Source organism: Paenibacillus sp. FSL R7-0312, assembly GCF_038004445.1.
GTDB lineage: Bacteria > Bacillota > Bacilli > Paenibacillales > Paenibacillaceae > Paenibacillus_AQ.
Genome location: NZ_JBBORE010000001.1, coordinates 683,194 through 698,421, shown reverse-complemented (window position 1 = coordinate 698,421; position 15,228 = coordinate 683,194). Strand labels below are relative to the sequence as shown.

The window sequence follows — 15,228 nt, the reverse complement described above, 5'->3', positions numbered from 1 at the left end:
ACATTTACGCGTCCGGGCTGTTTGTATAGCTGCCGCATACAATGTTGGACTAAGCGGTTCCATATTTGTACAATTAGAAGAGTGAAAAGACAATTGAAGTGTGTACATAGCTGAACTATATAACAAGGTAAGGAGATTATCCTCTCATGAAGGAACTGAATTATTCGAAGGTATTTATACTACTGGTTGGAATGACGGCAGCGACACTTGCCGTATATCGCGTAGTTTCGCTGCGGACGGATACGTTCTATGCTTTTCTGCTCTGGAATCTGTTTCTGGCTTGGGTGCCGTTCTTCTTCTCCATGGCCGCGCATGAGCTGGATAAGCGGAAGATCGGGGGGCTGCTGATTCTGCCGCTCGGTATAGCCTGGATGCTCTTTTTCCCGAATGCGCCCTATATTATGACTGACCTCGTGCATTTAACCATCCGCAAAAGCAAATACATCGTCGGCGGGACGATCCAGAACCGGTACTGGTACGATCTGACCACCCTGCTCTTGTTCACCTGGAGCGGCTGGCTGACCGGATTCTTCTCCCTGTACCAGTTCCAGCATGTGATCTACCGCAAGACCAATGGGGTGCTGTCCTGGATCTTCGTGCTGTTTGCCTGCGTAATGGGCGGTTATGGCGTTCTACTGGGCAGAGTCTACCGCTTGAACAGCTGGGATGTGCTGACAGACCGCCATCAGCTGTATCAGCTGGTGATCACCAGTCTGAACCAGCAGTCTGTATTCTTCAGCTTGTTCGTAGCCTTTGTGCTGCTGGTGATTTATGCTACGCTATATTGTCTGCTGAACGGTCTTGCCAGCGGGAGCGGCAAAGCTTATTCGAAGGGCGGCAGAAGATGATCTTCAGCGTAAAGGTTGGAATCTTGCTCCGGATCTAGTTCCAGTTCCAGCCCGGGTCCTGGGTGATACTGATAACGTGCAAGGTCAATCACTCCTCGCTCGTCAATAACAATCCCTTCACCCAGCAGATACAGCTGCTGCAGTGAGCCGGATTCGTCTTCGGTAAGCGAGATCATTCCTTTGGAATTGATGACCCTATGCCACGGCAGCTTATACTTCCTGCTCATGGAGTGCAGAATGCGCACTACCTGCCTGGCTCCCCGGGGACTTCCGGCCGCGCGGGCGATTCCACCGTAGGTCATGACGGCTCCTTCCGGAATGGACTGAATAATGGTGATCACTCTTTTGGTGAATGGTGTCATGTACAGGCTCCTTTGTCTGTAATAGAACTATCCGCTGTATGTACTTAGGACAACCATAACATAAAGCGCTGCATAGAGCATCTGCCGGGATGGAGCAGTTGCGATAGCCTGATAATAGTTCTCCCGGTCCTGCCCTGCCAAGCCTCTGTCTGCACAGACAGGGGCTTTTTGCTGTTCGTTGCCTAAGCCTGAGTTCTTCCTCTACAGCATAATTATGGCGAATAGGAGTTAGAGAGACGGGGGATAATCAGAGCAATAGAAATGCGACAGGGGTGACTGCTGTGAAGAGTAAGGATGCTGCAATGAATAATGAATCTGCCGGCAAAATATCTTCTTACCAGCCGCTGAGTCCTTCGCTGGATGATACGATAGCGCTGTTCCGGAGGATATTTAACAACGACGGCACCCTGAGGGTCCGGGTCATTGAGAATAAACACGGCGTACCGGTCCGCTGCGGTTTAATCTACGTGGAGGGAATGATTGACCGGGATCTTATTCAGAATGGGATTACTAAGCCGGTGATGAACTATGAATTCTCAGAGAAAGAGAGTGGAAATCCTGCCGAGCTGATGGAGAAAATCCGTATGGAAGTTATCAATATCAGTGACATTATGGTCTCTACGGAGCTGGAAGAACTGGTCGGTGCAGTAGTGAGCGGGAAGACCGTATTTCTCTTAGACGGCTATGCCGGGGCGCTCAATATCAATGCCCAAGGGTGGGAGACACGCTCAATAGCAGAGCCTGAGACGGAAAAAGCGGTGCGAGGTCCCAGAGAAGGCTTTACCGAATCGCTGCTCGTTAATCTTACCCTTATCCGCCGCAGAGTGCAGAACTCTGATTTGAAATTTGTCTTCACCAATATCGGAACACGCAGCAAGACACAGACCTGCATCTGCTACATGGAAAGTTTGGCCTCCCCCGACATTCTTAAGGAGCTCTATACACGTCTGGAGCGTGTGGAGATTGACCATTTATTGGATACAGGCTATCTTGCCGAGCTTATCCGCGACGAACCCTATTCACCCTTCGAGCTGATCGGCAGTACTGAACGGCCGGACTCTGTAGTTGGCAAGATTATGGAGGGAAGAATTGCTCTTCTCATTGAGGGGACTTCCTTTGTATTAACACTGCCGTATGTGTTTGTGGAGAATTTTCAGGCCAGCGAGGATTATTATATTAATTATTATTTTGCCTCCTTTAACCGGCTGCTTAGAGTACTTGGAGCCTTCATGTCGGTCAGCATACCCGCCGGGTATGTTGCACTGGTTACCTATGCTCAGGAGATGGTTCCGACGCAGCTGCTGTTAAGCATTGCCAATGCCAGGATGTCAGTGCCTTTCCCTACGATAGTTGAGGCGATAATTATGCTTACAATCTTCGAGGTACTGCGGGAAGCGGGAGCCCGTATTCCAACCTCCATTGGCCAGGCTGTCAGTATCGTAGGAGCACTGGTTCTGGGTCAGGCTGCTGTTGATGCGCGAATTGTCAGTGCACCGATGGTTATTGTCGTGGGATTAACGGGAATCACGACACTGCTCAATCCGCGGCTGACCGGACCGCTAATTATTGTCAGGCTGGGACTGCTTCTGGTGACCTTTTTCCTGGGGATATACGGATATTACTTCGGCCTGCTCGGCCTGGTGATTCACCTGATGAGCATGCGCTCCTTCGGGGTTCCCTACATGCTCGGAGTAGGCTCCATCCGTCCGCAGGATATTAAGGATACAGCCATTCGGGCGCCATGGTGGGATATGTACCTGCGTCCCGCAATGATTGGAGCGCGCAATATGAGGCGGCAGCCATCCAAGAAGCCGGCAAAGCGGTCATGAGGATTTTGCGCAGAATGCTGTCTGTTCAGATCTCGCTGCTGCTGCTGCTGAGCATCACCGGGTGCTGGAATTATACTGAGGTTGATGATATGGCCATTGTAGCTGGAGTAGCGATTGACAAGAACAAGGAGGACGGGAAGCTGCAGCTTACAGCAGAGATAGTTGATACCACTGGCGGAAAGGACAGGAATCAGTCCGGATTCAGGATGTTAAGTCTCAGCGGTGATACCATGTTCGAAATTGTCCGCAATATGATTTCCTTGACTGGCAAGAAGCTATTCTGGAGCCATTCGAAGAGCATTATCGTCAGTAAAGAGATTGCCCGAGACGGCCTAATTAAAGCGTTGGACTGGTACAGCAGAGATACGGAAACCCGGTCAGATGTATTCATATTTGTCTCGGGCGAGAAAACAGCACATGAGGTGCTGGATTTGAATAAAGCGACGCAGACCGTGCTGTCGTTTGAATTGGCCCAGATGATGCGGGACGAGAAGCATGTCGGCTCAGCACCCGTTGTAGAAATATGGGATTTCATTGATAAGTTAGAGACAGTGGGCAAAAGCGCCATAGCTCCCATTATCAGCATTCATGATGAGAACGGGAAGAAGACCGAACGCGTGGACGGCACCGCCATATTCAAGAAGGATAGAATGGTAGGAAGTCTGAACGGTGATGAGACGAAGAGCGCACTGTTTGTAAAGAATAAGATACAAGGAGGAGTGCTGGAGGTGGGTAATAAAGACGGAATCCCTTCGTACTCTCTGGAGATCTTAGGAAGCCGGACCAAGCTGAAGCCTAGAATCGTCGAGGGTAAGGTGCTGATGCAAATTCATACAGATACCCAAGTGGGGCTGGATGAAGTGATGACACATGAAGGCTTCCAGAAGGATGAGACGACCCAGGATATTGAAGCGAGGGCTAGTGAGCAGCTTCAGACGAATATCCTCGCTGTAATCCACAAGGTGCAGCAGGAGTACGGGGCCGATATCTTTGGCTTTGGTGAAGTGATACATGCGTATCATCCCAAATTATGGGCTGAGATTAAGGGGCAATGGCCGGAAGAGTTCGTCCAGGTGGATGTGACAGTCCGTTCAAAAGTTACCATAGAGAGCAGTGCCAAAACCAAGCGGGCCATCAAGCGGGGGGATTAGCCATGGCTATCTACCTTATAGTCATCTATTCGGTTATTGCTGTACTTGACCCTTACGGGCTGCTAAAGCGGGGGATGAAACGTGATTTCTACGTATGCTCCGTGCTGTGCCTGATATCCTTCTCTCTGGCCTTCGCGCTCGCGATGCATTGGGAGATCCCCAGTCCATCACCGGTTATCGTAAATCTGATAAAAAAACTGTACTGAAGCACGCTCCAGAAGGAGGAGATCACATGAGCAAAGAGATCATACCAGCGGGCCAGGCCATTAGCATAACCGTACAGTTTATTATGGGTAGTTCATTATTCATGGGCGTGGCCGGGCAGTCCGGCAGCAGCAGCTGGATTGCCCTGATTATAGCCATAATACTGGCTGTGCCGCTCATGCTCATCTACGCGAGGCTTCATGTCCTGTTTCCGGGTAAGAATCTGTTTGATATGCTGATCGAAGTATTCGGTCCTATTGTTGGCCGGCTGGGTTCCTGCCTGTACATCTTCTACGCGCTGCATCTGGGGGCGCTTGTGCTGCGGAATTTCGGGGAATTCAGCAAGACGGTTGCCTTAACCTCAACGCCGATGATCGCTCCTATGCTAATGATCGGACTGCTATGCGTCTGGGTAGTCATTGCAGGAATAGAGGTGATCGGCAGAAGCGCTAAATTCCTGCTGCTGTTTAGTTACATGGTGATTATACTGATCCAGTTCCTTTCGGTTCCTAAATTTGAGTTCCATCATCTTTTGCCGCTGCTGGACCGCGGATGGAGGCCTGTCTTTGGAGATGCAGCAGGAGCATTTACGTTTCCATTTGCCGAGATTGTGGTCTTTCTGGGCGCCTTCAATGTGCTGCCTGCCAAAGGCTCCGCCAGACGGGTGCTTGTAAGCGGAACACTGATTGCGGGAATAACTATAATTATAATTACTTTCCGTAATTTACTGGTGCTGGGTCCTGATATTATGTCAAGTCTGTATTTTCCCTCGTATGTGGCTATCAGCAGAATTAACATTGGCGATTTCCTGACCAGAATTGAGGGCTCGGGGGCCATAGTATTTGTAACCACGATGTTCATTAAAGTCAGTCTTTGCCTGTACGTCACCTGTATTGGCTTGGCCAGAGTTTTCAAATTGAAGAGCTACCGGTCGGTGGTGCTGCAGATGGGACTTATCATGGTCTATCTATCCGATTTCATTTACACGGATATTATGGATATGCAGTATTTTGCGTATCATATCTATAAGATATACGCACTCCCGTTCCAGGTAGTTATTCCTGTAATTCTATGGATTACTGCGGAGATTCTCTCCCGGGGAAAGGGGCGCAGGCTTGCGGCTTCCCGGCAGCAGTAGCCCGCAAGCGCTGAAGAACAACGTTTAACACGTTTTGAGATAAGATACTTAACTTAGGCGTTATTACCCTTAGTCCCACATTGTGGGGCTATTTAATGTCCAATGATTTAGAATTTAGCTATAATGAGAGGCAGAGACTAACGTTTGAGAATCAGAGGGGGATTTTGGAACTGCAGGAGCGGAAGCGACCGCCTCTATACAACAGGTTAACGAAAGGCGTGAGAATAGATGAGTGTGTCCAGCATCGTAATGTCCTCGCATTGGGGCAGGGAGGTCAGACATAAGTATGTTGTGCAAGGCTCCAAAGCGCTGGTCGTGGTATTTCCGGGACAGAATTATTCTGCCGAGCGGCCCCTGCTGGAATATGCAGGCAAGCTGGCCCGTGAATACGGCTGTGATCTGCTGCTGCTGGAATATGGATACCAAAGTGCACGGATGGCCTTCAAACGTGAAGAGATCGATATTGTCGCAGAAGAATGCAAGGTGGCACTTGCTTCGCTTCCGGAGTATGAGCAGCTGCTGTTCATCAGCAAGAGCATGGGGACCGTTATCGCCGGTAAGGTGGCTTCAGAGACGGGAATGGGGGAGAAGATATCCCAGCTGTTCCTTACTCCGGTAGCTGAAAGTATCCCTTACATTAAGCAGAGCCGGGGCAGCGTTATTTACGGCGGGAGTGACCCGATGTTCACCGAGCAGCATTCCACCGAGCTCAGCGGCTTGAAGCAGGTACGGGTGTACAGAATTGATGACGCTAACCATTCTCTGGAAGTGGGCAGTGTCAATGAATCGCTGGCCGTACTGCTGGTCATTATTAATTTCTATCATGAGTTTTTCCGCGATTCACTTTAAGGGAGAGATAAAAACATGATTACAGAAGCGGCAATGCTGCAGGTGAAGCCGGGACTGACCCGGCAGTTTGAACAGAGCTTCAAGGAGGCCTCTCCGCTGATTGCCTCGATTGATGGTTATTTGGGGCATGAGCTCCAGCACTGTATGGAGGATGACCATAAATATCTGCTGATTGTCAGATGGCGCAGCCTGGAGGATCACACGGTGGGATTCAGAGAATCGGCCCAGTATCAGGAGTGGAAAGCGCTGCTGCATCATTACTACAGCCCTTTCCCGGTAGTGGAGCATTATACCCGGATCAATCTGGACTAGAGGAAAGGAAGAGCGGGATGCTGGGGAAAATAATTGGAAAAGGCCGGACTGCGGAAGTCATGGAGTATGGCGAAGGAAGGATTCTTAAGCTCTACCTGGATGAGGTTCCGGAGCATCATGTGGACTGGGAATACGACATCAGTACATATGTCTTTGAACAGGGAGTGCGTACCCCGCAGCCGGTTGAGCTTGTTGCGGAAGAGGGCAGGAAGGGAATTGTGTTCCAGCAGATCCATGGTCCTTCGCTGCTGAAGCTGATGGGTGCCAAACCAAGGCTAATCTCCAGCTACGCGAGGCAGATGGCGGCTCTTCATTACAGCCTCCATCAGCTTGCAGGCCCGGGTGAAGCTGGAGAACAGAAACAGCGGCTGAAGCAGAATGTTATTGCTGCACCTATGCTTAATATGGAAGAGAAGGCACCTATTCTATCTCAGCTGGAGCTGCTTCCGGACGGGAACAAGCTTTGTCATGGGGATTTCCATCCGGACAATGTGCTGATGGACGGGCAGCTGTGGGTCATTGACTGGATGACTGCCGTTTCGGGAAATCCTGCGGCAGATGCTGCGCGGTCCGTAGTCATGTTCAGTATAGGTGCCATGCCTAAACATGCCTCTTTGTTCACCAAAATGTTCTTAGGCTTCGCCAGAAAGCGGATGACGAGTCAATATACCCGTGAATATGTGAGACTATCAGGGCTATCCCTGGCAGACATTGAAGCTTGGATACTGCCGGTAGCGGCCGCACGGCTGGTAGAGTGGCTTCCGGTACCTGAGAAGGAGCAGCTGGTCCGCGAAATCCGCAAACGCCTGAGAGCACTGCCGCCCGCCCAATAATCTTCAACAGAAAGCAGGTACGCTTATGAGTACATACATTGCACTGCTGCGCGGGATTAATGTCGGCGGCAACAAGTTGATCAAAATGCAGGAGCTTAAGGCAATGTTCGCAGAGCTCCAGTATGAGAATGTACGGACTTATATCCAGAGCGGAAATGTTGTATTTGAGAGTGAAGAGTCTTCCGCCATCCGGCTCTCTGAGGTGATCAGCCAGCGCATTCAGGAGACCTTCGGATTCGGGGTGCCCGTGATCATCCGTTCCCTGGAGGAACTGGAAGCGGTCATTGCCGGCAATCCGTTCCCGCTGACGGAGCCGGAGGAATTCAAACGTCTGTACGTTTCGTTTCTGGACGCTGAGCCTTCGGCTGAGGCGCTGGAGATGATTCGTCCCTATGAGGATGGAGCGGACAGGGTGCGGGTGGTCGGTAAAGAAATGTACACCTACTATGAGGTGAGTGTAAGTGAATCGCCGCTCTTCAAAGTACAGTTCGACAGACTGCTGGGCACAACCCTCACCGCACGCAACTGGAATACCCTTGGTAAGGTGACAGCATTGGCCCGCAAGCCGTAGCTTGAGGATTTCGCACTTTGTGCTTTATTTTATAACCCCGCTTCCGTTATTACGGTGCCGCTCCTGAAGCATGGACGGCGAAGCGGGGCTGTTTGCCGTTCATTTGTATTAGGCCAGTGTTTCAGCAAACATTCAGCCTGATTTCATTATGAGTTAAGGTAAGGATGCAATAATACACCTATACAAAGATAAGGCCGGTCAACAAGGCGTCTTACCGGATGTCAAGAAGAACGGATGGGAGTGGATGAATCAATGAAATTACTGAAAAGGCTGGGTTCAGACGTTGTATTGCTGGGTATTCTGCTGCTGGCGGCGGTTCTGTACGGGTATGGAATCTGGAATGATCAATATGTCAATACGTACTACACTACCGCAGTAGGGAGCATGCTGCAGAGCTTCCATAATTTCTTCTTCGCCTCCCTTGACTCGGCAGGGTCAGTGACTGTCGATAAGCCGCCGGTAACGTTCTGGCTGCAGACATTAAGCGCGCTGATCTTTGGCCTGCATGGCTGGAGTGTCATACTGCCGCAGGCACTGGGCGGTGTAGGCTCTGTATTCATTGTCTATCTGCTTGTGAAGCCTACCTTCGGCCGGGCAGCGGCACGGCTCGCGGCGCTGGCTATGGCGGCTACACCGGTAGCAGCGGCGGTAAGCCGCACGAACAATATTGACGCGCTGCTGGTGTTTACTTTGCTGCTGGGGGCATGGTTTCTGTTCAGAGGCATCAGAATGCACAGGATGGGCAGCTTGCTCGCTGCATTCGGGCTGATTGGTGTAGCCTTCAATGAGAAGATGCTGCAGGCTTATATGGTCGTTCCGGCATTCTATCTGTTCTATATCTTGGCGGCCAAGGTCAACTGGAAGAAGAAAACAGGCACTTTGGCAGCCTGCACCGCAGTGCTGCTGGCCGTTTCGCTCTCATGGGCAGTAGTCGTAGATTCCATTCCTGCGGACAAACGTCCTTATATCGGAAGCAGCGGAACCAACTCTGTACTCAATCTGGCCTTTGGATATAACGGTGTTTCCCGTTTGACCGGTGACCGAGGGACTGGCGGTGGCGGAATGCCAGCAATGAATGGGGAGATGCCTGGATTTGGCGGTGAAATGCCGGCAATGAATGGAGCCGGCGGTTCGTGGGCTGCTGCCGGGCAAGAACAGGTGCAGAGCCAGGATTCTGCGGCCGGGGATGATCAGGGCCGTGGCAACAATGGAGCCGCCCCAGGCCAAGGCGACGGAAGCCGGGAGCCGGCTGCCGGACAGGATGGCGGAATGCAGGGACAAGGTGGCGGAAGAGGGTTTGAAGGAGGCGGTCCCGGGTTTGACGGCGGTGCCGGCGGTCAAGGCGGCCCAGGCGGCCCAGGCGGAATGAATGGCGGAGGCGGGATGTTCAACACAGGTACAGCCGGCCCGCTGCGGTTGTTCCAATCCGAATTATCCGGTCAAGCCAGCTGGCTGCTGCCGTTCGTGTTGTTTGGCTGCATCGGAATTTTTGCCAGCCTTCGCCGCAAGAACTTCACCCGGAAGCATAAGGAGGCCTTGTTCTGGCTCGCCTGGCTGGTGCCGGTGATGGGATTCTTCAGTATCGCAGGATTCTTCCACCAATACTATCTGATCATGATGGCTCCGCCGGTTGCGGCGCTGGCAGGTGCAGGCTGGTCGCAGCTCTGGAGCTATTACAAGGAACGTGCGACCTGGCTGTCCTGGCTGCTTCCCGCAGCGGTACTTGCTACCACGGTACTTGAGGTGTATATCATACATCCTTATGACGATACCATCGGCAGCGGCTGGTCTACCGGTGTTCTGGCAGCGGGCGTTGCAGTATCGGTACTGCTGGTGATCCTGCGGATGCTGAACGGCACCGTAGTTAAGCAGTCTCTGGTGCATGCCGCGGCTGTAACAGGACTTCTCGTGCTGCTGATTGGCCCGCTCTACTGGGCGTTTACACCGATCATATACGGCAATAACAGCATGACTCCGGCAGCCGGCCCGGACAGCAGCGGCTTTGGCGGTATGGGCGGCAGGAATAGTGCTACAGGAATTAATGAGAATCTGCTGGCTTATCTCAAGGAACATAACACCGGTGAGAAATACCTGTTCGCAGCGATGGATTATGGAACAGCTGGTGCTTATATTATCGACGAAGGCGAGTCAGTGGTTATCCTTAACGGATTCAACGCCTCGGATGTACCGTATACAACAGATTCACTGAAGGCATTGGTGGAGAGCGGTCAAGTGAAGTACTTCCTGGTATCCAGCGGCGGTATGGGCGGAGGACGCGGAGGCGGCAGCTCTGAAATTACTTCCTGGATCACTGATAACGGGACTGAGGTTCCTTCCGCAGACTGGCAGGGAACACAGACTGGCGGCAATGGCGGAACATTATACGAAGTAACCCTTAATTAAGTTACTACATCATTTGAGGAGGAGCTGCCCATGAGCACCAAAGTACGCTATTCCATAATTATACCGATGTTCAATGAAGAGGAAGTGATTCAGGAGACGTACCGGCGGATCAAGAAAGTGATGGGAGCTACTGGTGAGTCCTATGAGCTGCTCTTCGTCAATGACGGAAGTACAGACAACTGTGCGCAGATGATCGAGGAGTACAGCTATTGGGATGAAAGTGTCAAGCTGATTGATTTGTCCCGTAATTTCGGCCACCAGATCGCCATCACTGCAGGTATGGATTACTCCCTGGGCGATGCCGTTGTCATTATTGATGCGGATCTGCAGGACCCGCCCGAACTGATCCTCGATATGATTGCCGAATGGAAAAAAGGCTATGAGGTCGTATACGCCAAACGCATCAAACGAAACGGGGAATCGCTGTTCAAAAAGTGGACAGCAGCCCTCTTTTACCGGGTGCTCCGTTATTCAACAGATATCTCTATCCCGGTAGATACCGGCGATTTCCGCCTCATTGACCGCAAGGTCTGCGATGAGCTGAAGCGTCTGCCGGAGAAAAACCGTTTTGTCCGCGGACTGGTAAGCTGGGTGGGCTTTCGCCAGAAGGCGCTCGAATACGAGCGGGATGAACGTTTGGCCGGAGAAACCAAATATCCGCTGAAGCGCATGATTAAGCTGTCGCTGGACGGTATTACATCCTTCTCGTATAAACCGCTGAAGCTGGCGGGCTATCTCGGAGCCCTGCTGTCCGCATCCGGCTTTTTGTACCTTATGTATGTGCTCTACCTGGCGCTCTTTACGGACGCGGCCGTTAAAGGGTGGGCGTCGATGATCGGCATTACACTAACCTTTAACGGCTTTGTGCTAATTATGCTGGGCGTGCTGGGCGAGTATGTCGGCCGGATCTATGATGAATCCAAGGGACGTCCGCTTTACATTGTACAGGAGTTCTACGGCGGCAGACCGCAGCAAAATACGCAGAAGCACAGAGTAGCCCATCTTGACAAATAATTGAAGGCTGCTCGGGCCGATCACGGCAAGCGAGCCGTGATCGGCCCGAGCAGCTTTTTGCTGCGGCTGAACTCTGGAGCATTCTCGTTAACCCCCAAGCCTCTAAGGCTCAACGCCCCGTTATGGCACCCGGCTCAAGAATCCGACCCGCCCCTCATCCATGGATGAAAGGCGGGTCGTTTAGGCATTGTTTAATGGGATTCTTAATAGTCTGCGTGAATTAAGCCTTTAGCAAGTCATGATCAACATACCGCGCGCCGTTCAGCTCACTGATAATATTAACCGCAACCTTGGCCCCGTCTCCGGCAGTAATAATTGCGTGCACACTTACACCGGCAACTGTTCCTGCTGCCCAGATGCCGTCAATGTTCGTTTTGCCTTCTGCAGTAGCTGCAATAACCGTCTTGATTCTTGGCTCCGTGCCATCCTTGGTTTCCACTCCGGCCTTGGCAGCCAGATCAGTCAGAACCCCTGTAGCCAGAATAACATGCTTGGCCTCATAGGTAGCGCCGCTCTCGGTCTCGATTACGAAGCCTTCACCGCTTGCGCTCAGTCCGGTTGCCTGCTCGGCTACGAGTTCAGCTCCGAATTTCACGGCCTGCTTATGTCCGGTCTCCACAAGGTCGGGTCCGCCGATTTCGCTGATTCCGTAAAAGTTCTCATACCAGCCTCTGCGGGTCATGCCTTTGTCATTGTCGATCAACAGTGTTTTTTTGCCCGCCTTGGCGGCGAACAATGCGGCACTTGCCCCGGCAGGACCGGCGCCGATAATAGCGATTTCGTACATGATGTAACCTCCTAAAAGTTTTGTTAGTAGCTTAGCTTCAGTGAAATCCTTCCGACAAAACTCACTTCGGAAGCTTAAGCTTAAGTTTGCTAGCCTAGCCTCTATGAATGATCTTGATGAAGCATTCTATGAGGGCGGCCCTTTCTTCTGCTAACTATTATATCGTTAATTACAGGTCATTAGCTAATCCGGCAGGCAGGGGAGAGAGACTTGGAAGATTGTGAATTCACCAGGAGTGCTGGTTACAGTAATCTCTCCTTGATGCGCCTCCACGATAGACTTGGTAATGGATAATCCGAGCCCCGAGCCGCCGTATTTTCTGGTGCGGGAAGAATCACTGCGGTAGAACCGGTCGAAGACATGCGGGAGATGTCCGGCAGCGATACCGGAGCCGTTGTCCTTCACAGTCAGAACAGCCACTGTTCCTCTGGCATGCAGCGAGACTTGTATCGCTCCGGATTCCGCATCCGTATGCTGCACGGCGTTATGGAATAGATTAAGAATAACCTGCTTTATTTTGTCAGCATCAACAGGGCCGCTCACGCCATAAGAAATATCGAAGTTCACCTCGCGCTTACCGGCCAGTACCCGCAGCTGCGGCTGCATCTCGTCAATCATCTCACCGAGCAGCAGATTCTTGACCCGCAGCTGCGGAGCACCATCCATACGGGCAAGCAGCAGCAGATCCTCCACCAGTTTGTTGATGCGTTTGGCCTCTCCATGCATGCTGTTGAGTGCGCTATAGAGCTGATCCCGGTTATCGGCCGCTCCCCGGAGCAGTACCTCCAGGAACCCGTATATTGAGGTCAGCGGAGTTCTTAGCTCGTGGGAGGCATCTGCCGCGAACCGGCGCATCTGTTCTTTGGCCTCACGTTCATTGTGAAAAGAAATTTCCAGGCGCTCCAGCATTCCGTTGAAGGACTGGGAGAGCTTGTCGACCTCAAGCTGACCCTGCTCTACAGGGAAGCGCACATCGAGATTGCCGGCGTCGATGCTTTGGGCGGATTCCCCCATATTGGACAAGGGAATCAGCGTTTTGCGCAGTGCGGGCAGGTACAGGAACAGTCCGGCCAGCAGTGCGACTACCGATAACGCGCCAAAAATAAGCAGCTGCTGCATAATTACATCTCTCAGCGGCCCGGTTTCCACGCTCATTTGCAGCAGCATTTTAGTAGTACCCGGTCTGCCGAGGTTCATGAAGACAGCCAGATGCTCGTTGCCGTCTGCTGCCGTAATCAGCCTGTATTTCCCGGTAGCCTTATCGGATGCCTGCTTCAGCAGGCTGTTATATTCCCCGTTGCTCATTCTTGGTGCTGCTGAAGCAGACAGGGTTTCTTCCTGCAGATCCTTGAAGGTGCCGTCTGAGCTGTATATGGCTATCGTAGTATGGGCATCAAGCAGCAGCGGGCGGCGGTCTGCGTAGAACCGCTTGTTGCCAGGGCCCAAGTTGGCGTTATTCCCGGCGCTGTCAGCCCCGCCAGGATTCCCGCTTTGGAGAGGGTTACCCGGGCTTATTGTTCCGCTTACAGCTCCGCCAGGAAAATTGCCCCCCGCACTGTCGTTTAGATCTGCTGCATTTCCCGCAGGATTATTAAGATTAATGTAATAGAATTCGCGCGGTACGGAGCGCATCTGGGTTTCCATAGCTTCCGCGCGGTTGCTGTAAATGAAATTCCGCATCAGAGCATACTGGAGTACCCCGATCAGAATCAGCAATACGGACAGGATTAACAGCGAGGTGGCCAGCAGCTGTTTGCGGAGGGATCGCGGTGCCTGCAGTTTGCTGAAGAAGCCCCGGGTCCGGGCAATCATACAAGGTCCACCCGGTATCCCGCGCCGCGCAGGGTGCGGATAATCCGGTGATCCTTGTCACCAAGCTTCTCCCGGAGGGAACGGATGTAGACCTCAACGATGTTTTCCTCACCGCCGAAATCATATCCCCACACCTTGTCCAGAATCATGGGTTTACTCAGCACCAGCCCGTGGTTAATAACCAGATATTGCAGCAGCTCATATTCTGTGGGCGAGAGCTCCAGCACCTCCTCCTTGTGGCGGATTTCCTTGCGCCGGCCGTCAATCCGGAAGGGGCCGCAGCGCACCTCGCCGAGCAGTCCCGGGAACTGGTTGCGCAGGCGGGCCTGAATCCTGGCCAGCAGCTCGTCGAAGCTGAAGGGCTTGACCATATAATCATCCGCACCGATAGACAGGCCTTTAACCCGGTCATCCACTTCATCCTTGGCGGTAAGCATGATCACAGCCACCTCCGTTTCCTCTGAACGGAGATAGCGGACGACCTCGAAGCCGTCCATGCCGGGCATCATGACATCGAGAATCACGACATGCGGCTTGAACTCTGCGGCTGCAGCGATTGCACCTGCACCATCCGGCGCAGTCTGTACTTCAAATCCTTCGTTCATTAATCCCAGTTCAAGAAACTGGAGGATATGAGGCTCATCATCCACCAGGAGCAATCGGACGCCTTGCGCTGCTTTCATTAGCATTTCCTCCATATTCAGTGATTATAGTGTCCATAGTATGACGCTATCCGTTGAACGTTTGCTGAAAATAGGTCATTGGAGCCAAAGATTGGATTCAGAATTGTCGTTCATGGTTAATCATAATGGTTAAACTAATTATACGGAAATATTAATGTTATTAATAAGGATTATAGTTAGAAATTAAAAGTTTTTGAAGCGGACAATAAAGGGTTTTGACGGCGGGTAGAGAACACTTTACAATAAGGATACAATCCCGGTTTTGAGCGTTTTTTTCTGCTAAACCGGTAGCTTGTCCCGATTCTCTGTTTCCTCCCCCGTTTTAAATCTTATTCATTCCTGTCACACGCATTTCTTATGGTTTGCTTCTTTCCGCTTCAATTCTTTTTGGGTTTCAAGGTGGGATCTACACTACACCGCACCAATCATTCA

15 protein-coding genes are annotated in these 15,228 nt (G+C 51.8%); 11 read left to right on the top strand and 4 right to left on the bottom strand.

The genetic code is table 11. The annotated features are described in order from the left end of the window. Positions 1-146 precede the first annotated feature (146 nt). Positions 147-848: a DUF1361 domain-containing protein gene (locus MKX70_RS02915; protein WP_042232287.1), complete on the top strand. Its 702-nt coding sequence runs from the start codon at positions 147-149 to the stop codon at positions 846-848. Here MKX70_RS02915 and MKX70_RS02910 read toward each other — a convergent pair. Then, positions 824-1,210, bottom strand: coding sequence for an MGMT family protein (locus MKX70_RS02910; RefSeq protein ID WP_081956354.1), 387 nt, complete (start codon positions 1,208-1,210; stop codon positions 824-826). The two genes, MKX70_RS02915 and MKX70_RS02910, sit on opposite strands and share 25 nt — an antisense overlap. A gap of 281 nt (positions 1,211-1,491) precedes the next feature. On the opposite strand from MKX70_RS02910, the gene MKX70_RS02905 reads away from it, so the two are divergent. The 10 genes from MKX70_RS02905 (at position 1,492) to MKX70_RS02860 (ending at position 11,514) form a co-directional block, all read left to right on the top strand. Beyond that, the gene (locus MKX70_RS02905; protein WP_197073028.1) at positions 1,492-3,039 is read left to right on the top strand and encodes a spore germination protein; all 1,548 of its coding nucleotides are present in this window, start codon (positions 1,492-1,494) and stop codon (positions 3,037-3,039) included. Between the two features lie 14 nt (positions 3,040-3,053). Continuing rightward, the gene (locus MKX70_RS02900; protein ID WP_042232289.1) at positions 3,054-4,190 is read left to right on the top strand and encodes a Ger(x)C family spore germination protein; all 1,137 of its coding nucleotides are present in this window, start codon (positions 3,054-3,056) and stop codon (positions 4,188-4,190) included. A 2-nt stretch (positions 4,191-4,192) separates the two neighbouring features. Beyond that, entirely contained in the window at positions 4,193-4,396 is a 204-nt protein-coding gene (locus tag MKX70_RS02895; RefSeq protein ID WP_042232292.1) for a hypothetical protein, read from the top strand. A gap of 26 nt (positions 4,397-4,422) precedes the next feature. After that, positions 4,423-5,532, top strand: coding sequence for a GerAB/ArcD/ProY family transporter (locus MKX70_RS02890; RefSeq protein WP_042232294.1), 1,110 nt, complete (start codon positions 4,423-4,425; stop codon positions 5,530-5,532). A 228-nt stretch (positions 5,533-5,760) separates the two neighbouring features. Further along, positions 5,761-6,381 carry an alpha/beta hydrolase gene (locus MKX70_RS02885; RefSeq protein ID WP_042232296.1) on the top strand — a complete coding sequence of 207 codons (621 nt, stop codon included), beginning with the start codon at positions 5,761-5,763 and terminating at the stop codon, positions 6,379-6,381. Between the two features lie 15 nt (positions 6,382-6,396). Further along, on the top strand, positions 6,397-6,693 hold the full coding sequence (locus tag MKX70_RS02880) for an antibiotic biosynthesis monooxygenase family protein (protein WP_042232297.1): 297 nt from the start codon (positions 6,397-6,399) through the stop codon (positions 6,691-6,693). A gap of 17 nt (positions 6,694-6,710) precedes the next feature. After that, on the top strand, positions 6,711-7,526 hold the full coding sequence (locus MKX70_RS02875; RefSeq protein WP_340781112.1) for a phosphotransferase family protein: 816 nt from the start codon (positions 6,711-6,713) through the stop codon (positions 7,524-7,526). Between the two features lie 25 nt (positions 7,527-7,551). Then, positions 7,552-8,097 carry a DUF1697 domain-containing protein gene (locus MKX70_RS02870; RefSeq protein WP_042232302.1) on the top strand — a complete coding sequence of 182 codons (546 nt, stop codon included), beginning with the start codon at positions 7,552-7,554 and terminating at the stop codon, positions 8,095-8,097. Positions 8,098-8,349: 252 nt separating this feature from the next. Beyond that, positions 8,350-10,500, top strand: coding sequence for an ArnT family glycosyltransferase (locus MKX70_RS02865; RefSeq protein WP_340839533.1), 2,151 nt, complete (start codon positions 8,350-8,352; stop codon positions 10,498-10,500). A gap of 30 nt (positions 10,501-10,530) precedes the next feature. Then, on the top strand, positions 10,531-11,514 hold the full coding sequence (locus MKX70_RS02860) for a glycosyltransferase family 2 protein (RefSeq protein WP_340781110.1): 984 nt from the start codon (positions 10,531-10,533) through the stop codon (positions 11,512-11,514). Positions 11,515-11,734: 220 nt separating this feature from the next. Here the strand turns inward: MKX70_RS02860 and MKX70_RS02855 are convergent, their stop codons facing one another. From MKX70_RS02855 to MKX70_RS02845, 3 genes are all read right to left on the bottom strand, one after another. Further along, positions 11,735-12,301 carry an FAD-dependent oxidoreductase gene (locus tag MKX70_RS02855; RefSeq protein WP_042232307.1) on the bottom strand — a complete coding sequence of 189 codons (567 nt, stop codon included), beginning with the start codon at positions 12,299-12,301 and terminating at the stop codon, positions 11,735-11,737. A 183-nt stretch (positions 12,302-12,484) separates the two neighbouring features. Beyond that, complete coding sequence (locus MKX70_RS02850; RefSeq protein ID WP_042232309.1) at positions 12,485-14,113, bottom strand: sensor histidine kinase; 1,629 nt, start codon at positions 14,111-14,113, stop codon at positions 12,485-12,487. Continuing rightward, positions 14,110-14,796, bottom strand: coding sequence for a response regulator transcription factor (locus MKX70_RS02845; protein WP_042232310.1), 687 nt, complete (start codon positions 14,794-14,796; stop codon positions 14,110-14,112). Before MKX70_RS02845 ends, MKX70_RS02850 begins: the two co-directional genes overlap by 4 nt. Positions 14,797-15,228: the final 432 nt, after the last annotated feature.